Origin of the sequence: Anaerotruncus sp. AF02-27 (genome assembly GCF_003465835.1) — a bacterium.
GTDB classification, from domain to species: domain Bacteria; phylum Bacillota; class Clostridia; order Oscillospirales; family Ruminococcaceae; genus Anaerotruncus; species Anaerotruncus rubiinfantis.
Genome location: NZ_QSBX01000003.1, coordinates 31,879 through 42,144, shown reverse-complemented (window position 1 = coordinate 42,144; position 10,266 = coordinate 31,879). Strand labels below are relative to the sequence as shown.

Below are 10,266 nucleotides of genomic sequence, written 5' to 3'. Positions count from 1 at the left end.
ATCAGCCCGGCCCGCCCTTATATTCGGCTTTTTTCAGTTTCCGCCCCCAAATCCCGGGGGCTTTCTGATTTTCCAGAAGATGGTGGATGGCATTATTCAATCCGTACCGCGAATCGCGGCGCAGACCTCGTCAAGGCAGTCCTGTGCGTGAGGCGCTATCCCCAGCATCTCTGCAAAAGCGTGAGGGACACCTTTATAGAGGAGCAGCCGAGACGCCACTCCCGCATCCGCAAGCTTCCGCGCAAAAAGCGCATCCTCCGGACACAGGTAGTCGTACTCCGCGCAGATCATCGTGAGCGGAGGCAACCCATGAAAGTCCGCCGCCAGAAACGGGGACACGCCGGGAAGGCAAAGCTGCCCCGGCTCCTCCACATAGGTCCGCTTGATCACCTCCATGAATTTCTTGGTATCACAGATCACTCTTTGCAGCAGATCCGGCTCTTGGGAAACCTCATAAAAGGCGAAATCCCAGCCGGGCTCACCCGTCGGGAGCATCCCGCAGTTCAGACAGGGATACAGAAGCATCTGTGCGGCGATACGGCCCGCGCCCTCCGCCCGACCGCGAAGCGCACAGGCCGCGGCCAGGGTTCCTCCAGCGCTGTCTCCAAAGACGCTGACCTTTCCGGGGCGCGTACCGAGCGCATCCGGGTTTTCGTTTACCCAGACAAGCGTTTCCCAGCAGTCATCAAGGCCCGCCGGGAAGGGGTTCTCCGGAGCGAGCCGGTAATCGGGCGCTATCACGGTGCAACGGGCTTTCGCTGCAACGTATTTGCAAAGATTGTCATAAAGCTCGGCGGAGCCCGCCAAAAAGCCGCCGCCATGCAGAAAAAGCGCGGGCGGCGGCCGTAACAGGCCGCCGCAGCGGTAAACGCTCAGGGGGATTTCACCTTTAGCGGAGTGCAGAATCCGCCTGTCCACCCGCACCCCGTCCGACAGATCCCTGCTTGGGAAACCCATCTGCGCGCGCAGGGCTTCGATATCCCCTTCAGCGAGCCGGTCAGGGTCCGCCGGATAAACGAGCTCCGGCGCTTTCCTGCAGATGGGATAGACCGACGGGTCAAGCGTCCCGCGCCGATGTCCGGGGCTCTGCCGGATGATCGAAACAAGCCCGTTTGGCAGAACTTCTTCTCGGATGGTTTCCATCACGCGGTCAGCAGGTGCGCCGCGATCATCGCGAACGGCAGGGTGATGATGGTCCGCTCGAGGAAGATGATCACAAGCTGCTTAAAGTTGATCGAAAGCGAGGATTTCATCAGAAGCGCGCCAGTTTCCGACATATAAATGAGCTGGTTCAAAGAAACGATCGCGATGACAATGCGGGAATATTCAGAAGTTACCGTCGCGCCGCCCACGACAGCCGCCATCAGCTGATCCGGAAAACCGATCAGAAAGGTCGGCGCAACCGCCGCGGCTTCCGGAATCTGCAGAAGGTTCAGAAGCGGGACAAAAGGATATGAAAGGATATCAAACACCGGCGTGTACTCCGCCAGAATGAGCGCGATGGTGGCCAGCGCCATGATGACCGGGGTCAGCCCGATCCAGATGTCGGCGGTGTTCTTCAGGCAGAGCCTGGCGAGCGGACCCGCAGACTTGACCGATTGCGCTTTTGCCAGGCCTCGGTTCATTGCGAACGAAAAACGCGAGGTATTTGCCGGGAGCTGCTGCGGAACCGCATTGCAGACGCCTTTATAATAGGTGTCCTTTTTGGTGCCGAGCGGGTAGATACGCGCGCAGATGATTGCGCAGGCAACGCCGGCGATGCAGACGGTGCCGTAAATCGGGAAGAAATAATGCTTCAGATGCAGATTTTGGATGTGTACCAGCACCGCCGATATGCCCACCAGCGAGAAGCAGGTGGACACGACACTCGCTTCGCGGTCGGTATAGTAGCCGTCCTCATACTGGCCGACGGTAATCATGACCGCGACCGGCGGCGCCGCGAGCCAGGAGGCGATGCAGTCGAGCGCCGAACGGCCCGGCAGCTTGAATACCGGGCGCATGATCTTTTCCGCCATGACGCCGCAGAACTCCATGAAACCGAAGTCGGTGAGGAATACGATCAGCCAGGTGCACAGGGTGATCAGACCGCCGAGCCAGACGACCATATTGTAAGCAACGGTTCCGGTCAGTTCCCCGACGATGAATTCGGGCCCGACCTGCAAAAAGACCATGACAATGAAAATACCGCCCAGCGCACGGATGATGACCCAGAACCACTCGACGTCGAACAGGTCCTTCATCATCTTATGTTCCATGATGAATCTGGGCTTCGCAAGTTTGGCGAGCAGGCTCAGAATTGCGGAAACCGGGGTGATGGTGACACAGAGCCAGGCGATGACCGGCTCGATATAGACCATCAGCGAATCCGAAAGGATGCTGACGCCGATCGTCCAGTCCCCGTTCCATTTTATCGGGATCAAAAACAGCGCAAGGCCGGCAAATGAACAGAGAAGGAACTTTGTGTAGGCAAAAGGGGTGTTGACCCCCTCGATCATTGTTCCAACGGCGGGACGGACATCCGACGGGGCAGCTGGCTCAGATTTTACCGCAACATTTTTATCCTCCATTTTATCTCCTCCAATTTCCGCTGTTGGCCGCGTAATTATATATCATGAAATCATTGAAGAGTTTTGCCGCAAGGATGGCTGTGTGCTTATTGAAGTCGGTGGTCTGGTTCACCTCGGTGATTACAAATCCGGCCGCTTCCGGGGCGAGGATCTTGAGGAATTCCTGCAGGTCGTAGGAGGAATAGCCGCCCACCTCCGGGCCGGCTGAACCGGGCGCGACCGCCGCTTCAAAAACATCGATGTCCAGCGAGATGACGAATTTTTCCGTGTTCTTTTTGAGGATCGCAAGGGCTTCTTTGGCCGACTCAGCGATGCCGAGCTTATAGAAGGTCTGTGGGGTCATCACATGGGAACCGTGGTTCACAATGTAATCATAGAATTCCGGCTTCTCGTAGGCGCGGATGCCGAAGTGGATCACGTTTTCGCCGTTGACGCGCGGAAGCTTCATAATGTTGCCGCAGGGATGGCCGTGGGAGAGGTTGCCGTATTTGCGCAGGTCGTTGTAAAAGTCGCAGTGGGCATCCATATAGATGACGCCGATGTTTCCTTCGCAGGCGTTATGAACAGCGCGCACACTTGGGTAGTGGATCGAACAGTCCCCTCCCACCACAACCGGCGTAAAGCCCTCGGCAATGACCTTGGAGACATTCTCGGTGATCCTGTCATTGCTGTATTCCCAATCGGTAACGATGTAATCGTCGATATTACCAAAGTCCTTGATCATCATGTCGTTCAGATCCACCACACGGTTCGATTCGATGTCAAAGATCCGGTTATCCCGGACATATCCCCAGGCGAGCTGCATGGCCTCACGAACCGAGGCCGGACCGGTGCGCTGTCCAGATGGGCCGATGCAGCCGCCCTGGTCCCACTCGGTCCCGATAAAGCCATACTTATACTTTGCGTTTGCATCTGTGTTGAAATTGACGTCATAATTAGCCTGCATAAATAATTCCTCCCGTTATCATGAAGTTATTTTTCTTCGGTGAGATAGGCCCGGGCAATCCGGCACAGGCAGGAGAATTCACTGCCAACCCGGATCTCGCCCACAAGGTTCAGAAGCTGATACGCATCGAGCAAGTCAAAGCCGAAATGCTTTTCCATCACACGGGCGAGTTCAGCGTAGCCGTACTGCATCGCCATTGTGAGGTTCTGGGCGCCGAGCGGGACCAACACGCCAAGATAGGTTTCATCGAGCAGCTGCGGCCAGCTTTCGCAGGTTGACCGTCCACGCGGAAGAATGTTCACGCGCACCTCGACGACTGCCTGGCATTCGAGCGCGCAGCCGGTTATTTCCCCGTCGCCCTGGCAGGCGTGCACATCTCCGAGCGAAAGCAGCGCGCCTTCGACGTTTACCGGCAGAAGCACCGTGCTGCCAGCCTTCACAGCCGGTATATCGATGTTCCCGCAGAAGTCCCTCCCCATCTTTCCAGAGGAGCAGCGGTCCTCCTTCGGCGCAACCCCAATGGTCCCAATGAAAGGGCTGGTCGGAATCTTGATCTCCCGCTTTTTGTCATGGCTTTTAAAATGGACAAAGCCATCCGCGATACGGCAGATCTTGGTCCGCGGCTCAAGCGGCGGCTGGAGGCTTCCGGCCGCATTTTGCAGTGCGCCCAGCCCCGAAAAGATCGCCGTGTAACCCTCCCCTCTCCAGTATCCGGGTTCAATTCGCAGAATCTCCACCGCGAGGGTGTCGCCGGGTTTCGCGCCTTCGATATAGACCGGGCCGCTCAGGGGGTTTGTGCCGCCGCCTTTTTCATACAGGACAGAAAAATCCTGATAGAGGTCGTTTTCCGTCCGGATGAGGCTCACATCCGCGTCCTCGGTTTCAAACCTGATCCGCTCCCCCGGCGACACGCGCAGCACAGCAGGAGCTTCCTTATCAAAGAGGAACTGCTGCGTCTGCAGCGGTACGGTTTTCATCTGATCCATGCAAAGACCTCCGTTTCCTTTTCCGACAGCTAACATGTTAAATGATTTATTTCATTATAAAATAGTCGTTTAGAAATGTCAAACAATAAATTTACGTGGAAATTGCTAAATTTTAGCATGTTTTTTGTACAGGCAAAGAATTATATCCCCCCTTGACTTTCTGTCTTATCTTGTTATAATGATTGCAACAGCTAACATGTTACATAATTTGATCAAAGGCCATTTTGAATCAGGAGGAATTTACGTGGAAACATTGGCAATTAACGGCGGTCGCGCGGCTATCGATTACAAGCTACCGACCATTATGAACAGTTCCGGGCGGGATTTCGGCGCGGAAGAAATGGAGCAGATCTCCGAAGTCATCGCGGCTGGCAATCTCGGCTTCATCGGGGGAACCAAGATCAAGGACTTTCAGAAGATGTGGGAGGAAAAATACGGCGTGGAGAAGGCGGTCTGCGTTTCCTCCGGTACCGCGGCCTTACACACCGCTATCAACTTTTTGAACCTGGGCGCCAACGACGAGGTCCTCATCCCCGCCATCACCGATATAGGCAGCGTGCTCGGCGTGATGCTACAGGGCGCGGAACCGGTTTTTGTCGACGTCGATCCCATCAGCCAAAATATCGACCCGGACGACATCGAACGCCACATCACGCCGCGCACCAAGGCGCTCATGGTGGTTCACCTCTATGGATATCCCTGCGACATGGATCGGATCATGCCGATTGTCAAAAAGCACAACCTTTTCCTCATAGAAGACTGCGCGCAGGCACACATCGCACGTTATAAAGGCAGGCTGGTCGGCACCTTCGGGGACGTCTCCTGCTTCTCGTTCCAGCAGTCGAAACACATGACCACCGGCGACGGCGGCATGGTGATGGCGCCGAAAGACGAGCTCTGCGGACGCAAGCTGGTTCACTGCCACGACAAGGCCTGGCCGCGTGAAGTGTACCGCGACCATCTCTTCCTCGCGCCCAACTACCACATGACCGACCTGCAGGCTGCAGTCGGCATTGCACAGTTCAACAAGCTGGAACGGCTGGTTGCGCAGCGCCGCGAATCGGCCCTGTATCTTTCCCGGCTGCTTTCGGACATCGACGGGCTTTACCCACCGGTCGACACTGAACTGGGAACCCAGACCTTTTTCGAATACGCGCTTGCATTCGATCCCGAAAAGTTCACCGCCGGAAATAAGGAGATGGCAGCCGCGCTCGTAGCCGAAGGGATGGCCTGTGCGCCGGGCTACCTGCCGCATCCGATTTATATGTATGATGTGGTGACTCACAACCATCATATGGAGCTGGGGATGTGCCCGAACGCGGTTGAAGCCTGCAAGCACATGCTGTTCATCCCCTGGAGTGAAAAGCATACCAAACAGCATGCGGAAGATATCTCAAAAGCGCTTCACAAGGTGCTCGGTTCCTATAAAAAGTAATTCGCAGCGCTAGCGCCGGAAATCTCTCCCGAAAAAAAAGGGGGGGTGGACAGCATCTATCCAGCCCCCGTACTCAAACGGATGGCGTTCCTCCTCTGCGCCTACAGAAGGCCCCCTCCATTATGAAAGGATGATGACCATGAAACTGACCGCCGCGGAATGCGATTCGCTGCAAAATTACTGCGCCAAGTTCCGCCGGGATCTGATCGAACAGCTCCACAGCATCCAAACCGGGCATCCCGGGGGATCGCTCTCCTGCTGCGAAATCCTGACGGTGCTCTACTTTGCAAAGGCAAACATCTCCCCGTCGAACCGCTCGGATCCGGAACGCGACTGGATAGTGCTCAGCAAAGGGCACGCCGCGCCCATGCTTTACCGCATCCTTGCGGAAAAGGGCTTCTTTCCCAAAGAGGAGCTCGCCACCCTCCGTCAGGCCGGCAGCCGCCTGCAGGGGCATCCCTGCCCGGCGCACACCCCGGGCGTTGAGCTGCCGTCCGGCCCGCTCGGCGCGGCCTATGCCGCCTGCGTGGGCGTGGCGCTTGCCAATAAGGTTTCCCAACGGAAAAATTATGTCTACGCGGTGCTTGGCGACGGCGAATGCAACGAAGGCGTGATCTGGGAAGCCGCGATGTCGGTGAGCAAGTTCGGTCTTGACCGCCTGATTACGATTGTCGACCGCAACCATGTTCAGCTCGACGGCACAAGCGATGAAATCCTGCCGCTCGGCGACCTCGCCGCAAAATTCGCGGCGTTCGGGCTCTTTCCCATCACCTGCGACGGGCACGATGTGGCGGCGCTCTCTGACGCGATCGACACGGCCAAATCCGCTGGGAAGCCCTGTGTCATCCTTGCGGAAACGGTCAAGGGCAAGGGAGTTTCTTTCATGGAAGGCAAAAATGAATGGCACGGCAAGCCGATTGGAGACGCGGACTATGCCAAAGCGATGGCGGAACTGGGAGGTAACAAATCATGGGAATAACAATCCGTGAGGCTTATGGAAACGCGCTTGCCAAATACGGGCGCGGGGACGACCGGATCGTAGTACTCGACGCGGATGTTTCCTCCTCCACCAAGTCCGGTATTTTTGCCGCGGCCTGCCCGGAGCGGTTCTTCAATGTCGGGATTTGCGAGCAGAATATGGTGGCGATGGCGGCCGGAATGGCCGCAGCGGGAAAAATCCCGTTTGTCAACACCTTTGCGGTTTTCCTCGCAACGCTCGGTTCGCTTTCCGCGCGGGAGCTGATTGCCTACGCAGATCTCAATGTAAAACTGATAGGCGCTTATGGCGGCCTTTCCGATTCCTATGACGGCGCAAGTCATCATTCCATCGAAGACCTGGCCTTTTTCCGCGCGATTCCAGGCATGACTGTCCTGGTGGCTTCGGATGAAGTGCTGACCGAAAACCTCATCCGGCTGGCTGTCGAAACGCCGGGCCCGATGTACATCCGCCTTTCCCGTGACGAAATGGAGCACCTCTACCCGAAGGATGAAACCTTCGCCATCGGCAAGGGCAAGGTTCTGCGCGACGGGTCGGATGTAGTCATCTTTGCCTGCGGCGTGATGAGCGGCCGCGCGCTGGAAGCCGCAAAGCTGCTCGCGGAGAAAGGCATTCGCGCCGCGGTGGTTGACCTGTTCTCTCTGAAACCTGTCGACGCGGAGCTGATTCGCCGCTACGCGCAAAAAACCGGGGCAGTGGTTGCCGCGGAGGAACACAACGTGATCGGCGGGTTGGGGAGCTCCGTGGCCGAAGTTCTCGCGGATGCCGGGCTTGGCGTCAAGCTGGAAAGAATCGGCGTGCAGGACACTTTCACCGAAAGCGGTTCCTACGCCGCACTTTCAAAAAAATACCATCTGCTGCCGGAAGATATCGCCGCCGCCGCAGAACGCGCGGCCGCAGCCAAGAGGCAGCATCCGTAAACGCTTCAAGGCGCCGGAGGACGCGCTGCCGCAGGCCCTTCAACCGATTCCTCTGATATAAAATGAACAGCCGGTTAAACCGGCTGTTCATTTTATATTACGCTGCGGACATATCTTACAGAGGCTTGCATTTAGCCGGATGATTGCAAATTTGACATGTTACTGTTTGGAATTTACAGATTGACGTTTCATGCTTGGTTATATATAATACAATTAAACTAGTAATAATCGTAACACGTTAGATGGTAATTGTATAAGAGGTGACACTATGGAATGGACCGACAATACACCGGAAGTCAAAATCAGCAAAGTTTTACTAAACAAGCAGGTGTATAATATTCTTTTTGACTGGATCGTGGAGGACCGTCTCAAGCCCGGAACCAAGCTGAGCGTTGCAAAGCTGAGTGAGGAACTTGGCGTCAGCCGCTCCCCTGTGGCCGCGGCTTTAAGCTCCCTTGAGCGGGACGGTTATCTGGAAATCAAGCCGCAGTACGGGACTTTTGTGCGGGAACTTACCTTTGAAGAGCTGGATGTCATCTATCAGGCACGCGCGGCACTCGAGCGGGTGGTTGTGCTCTGTGCAACCCGTAAGGCGAGTCACCGCAGGCTGATGGAATACCGGCAGCGGTTTGAGGCATATCAAAATATGCAAACTTTCACCGAGGGGCATCTGCGTGAGATCTTCGATCTGGATATCGAGCTTCACAATTATTTCGCTGAGTTCCTGCCGGAGGTCGTCTGTAAGGAATATACAAATATCTGCAATCTGACAAGGCGCAGCCGCCTTTTGAATCTCAATCACTCGATGCAGAACAAAAGCTCCTCCTTCGTATCCGAAAATATTGTTGTCCACATCAAAATTATTGACGCTATGCTGCAGGGAGATGTGGGAATGGCAATCAGCCTGGTGGAGGAAGACGTCCTGTCAACGAGGGACAACGTGCTGAAAATAAAAACTTTTTCCGCTTCCGGCGGACACTGAAGCATACAGCTCAAATCAAGCCAAAGCAAGCCTGCGCGTTTTTCATGCATCGATATATGTTGTCTCACTACCACAAAGCATGCTATAATAACAATTATGTATCGGCTTAATTAATCGCCTAAAATACTTGATTTTTGAGGGGCAGTTTATGATTAAAGTCCTATTTGTCTGCCACGGCAGGATTTACCGGGCATGATGAAAAGTCTCATATCGTCTCATAAGCCCCGTTTTTAAGCGTTTTTTGTGCTTCAATCCCAAATTTACCAAAGATTTACCAATATTTCTGGAGAGCCAGACTTGCAAAAAAATGAGCCAGAATGAGGAGATTAAAAACATGAGCGAATTGAAACCAAGAATAACAGAAAAAAGAATTGATTATATCCTTGTCGGAGATTACTACATCCCGGACTTGAAACTGCCGAAGGAACACCGCCCTATTGGAAAGTACGGACGGATGCACAGGGAATATTTAAGGGAAGTCCACCCAGCCAGATTGAACACATTGATACTGACCGGAGAATTGTGGACATATCTTGCAGACCTGAACGAACAGGCACAGGAACGGTTAGATACCATCATGGAGCAAATGAAAGCTGCCGAGGGCGTAACCGAGGAATTAAAGTGTACCCGTCAAATGGAATGGGTGCGGCGATACAATAATATCCACAACCGGGCAGAAGAAATTGTTTTGCATGAGATGATTTATTTATAATGATATGATAGAATGAATATTACAAATCGAAGGTTATAAAGGAGAATTTAGATGAAACTGTTTTTATGTTCGCACTTTTCAAGCGTAGGAAGTTTGATAAAAGAAGAAATTGATAACAAGAAAGTCGCATTTATTCCAACAGCTTCGCTGCGTGAAGGTTATACCGGTTATGTTGGCTCGGCTCGAAAACTATTCAAAAAAATGGGAGCATCTGTAACTGAAATTGATATTTCAACGGAGGCTTATTCAACGATACAGTCTGTTTTTGAAGATGCGGATGTGATATATTTTACCGGCGGAAATTCTTTCTTCCTTATAGACCAGCTCCGTAAAACGGAAACGGATGAGCTGTTGAAGAAAGAATTGGCAAACGGAAAACTGATGATCGGCGAGTCAGCAGGCGCAATTATATGCGCTCCAACCATTCAGTATATTGAACAAATGGATGAAAAGCCAGAGGATTACTCTCAGGAAGATGATGCGGGGCTGGATTTGATTGATTTCTATGTTCTTCCCCATTATCTTACAGCGCCCTTTAAGAAAACTACCGAGAAAATCGTGGCTGCGTTTTCAGATTTGAATCTATGCCCCATTAACAACAAACAAGCAATTATAGTTGATGGCAGCGAGTCAAAGGTGATTTGCAATGACTGATTTGAAAATTCCAGTGAGTTTTCCACTCTGAAAACTTAACTGAATAACCACAGCACGAACCGCTGTT

Annotated in this window: 10 protein-coding genes; 6 read left to right on the top strand and 4 right to left on the bottom strand. The window is 53.7% G+C overall.

What is annotated here, in order from left to right; all coding sequences use genetic code 11:
- Positions 1–96: 96 nt before the first annotated feature.
- From DWV16_RS03945 to DWV16_RS03930, 4 genes are read right to left on the bottom strand one after another with little or no spacing between them, the layout of a single operon-like run.
- Positions 97–1,143, bottom strand: coding sequence for an alpha/beta hydrolase (locus DWV16_RS03945; RefSeq protein WP_118477865.1), 1,047 nt, complete (start codon positions 1,141–1,143; stop codon positions 97–99).
- Entirely contained in the window at positions 1,143–2,567 is a 1,425-nt protein-coding gene (locus DWV16_RS03940; RefSeq protein ID WP_118477864.1) for a YjiH family protein, read from the bottom strand. The genes DWV16_RS03945 and DWV16_RS03940 overlap by 1 nt, the downstream gene beginning before the upstream one ends.
- A 1-nt stretch (position 2,568) precedes the next feature.
- Positions 2,569–3,513, bottom strand: coding sequence for an arginase family protein (locus tag DWV16_RS03935; RefSeq protein ID WP_118477863.1), 945 nt, complete (start codon positions 3,511–3,513; stop codon positions 2,569–2,571).
- Between the two features lie 26 nt (positions 3,514–3,539).
- Positions 3,540–4,499, bottom strand: a complete 960-nt coding sequence (locus DWV16_RS03930; RefSeq protein ID WP_118477862.1) for an acetamidase/formamidase family protein — start codon at positions 4,497–4,499, stop codon at positions 3,540–3,542.
- A gap of 244 nt (positions 4,500–4,743) precedes the next feature.
- On the opposite strand from DWV16_RS03930, the gene DWV16_RS03925 reads away from it, so the two are divergent.
- The 6 genes from DWV16_RS03925 to DWV16_RS03900 all read left to right on the top strand — a co-directional run bounded on the left by DWV16_RS03925 (position 4,744) and on the right by DWV16_RS03900 (position 10,199).
- Entirely contained in the window at positions 4,744–5,934 is a 1,191-nt protein-coding gene (locus DWV16_RS03925; protein WP_158572772.1) for a DegT/DnrJ/EryC1/StrS aminotransferase family protein, read from the top strand.
- A 139-nt stretch (positions 5,935–6,073) separates the two neighbouring features.
- Positions 6,074–6,913 (top strand): transketolase, encoded by an 840-nt coding sequence (locus DWV16_RS03920; RefSeq protein ID WP_118477860.1) that lies wholly within the window; start codon positions 6,074–6,076, stop codon positions 6,911–6,913.
- Entirely contained in the window at positions 6,904–7,851 is a 948-nt protein-coding gene (locus tag DWV16_RS03915; RefSeq protein ID WP_118477859.1) for a transketolase family protein, read from the top strand. Before DWV16_RS03920 ends, DWV16_RS03915 begins: the two co-directional genes overlap by 10 nt.
- A 268-nt stretch (positions 7,852–8,119) precedes the next feature.
- Positions 8,120–8,833, top strand: coding sequence for a GntR family transcriptional regulator (locus DWV16_RS03910; protein WP_118477858.1), 714 nt, complete (start codon positions 8,120–8,122; stop codon positions 8,831–8,833).
- Positions 8,834–9,167: 334 nt separating this feature from the next.
- Positions 9,168–9,545 carry a TnpV protein gene (locus DWV16_RS03905; protein ID WP_118477857.1) on the top strand — a complete coding sequence of 126 codons (378 nt, stop codon included), beginning with the start codon at positions 9,168–9,170 and terminating at the stop codon, positions 9,543–9,545.
- Positions 9,546–9,596: 51 nt separating this feature from the next.
- Positions 9,597–10,199, top strand: coding sequence for a Type 1 glutamine amidotransferase-like domain-containing protein (locus tag DWV16_RS03900; protein WP_118477856.1), 603 nt, complete (start codon positions 9,597–9,599; stop codon positions 10,197–10,199).
- Positions 10,200–10,266: the final 67 nt, after the last annotated feature.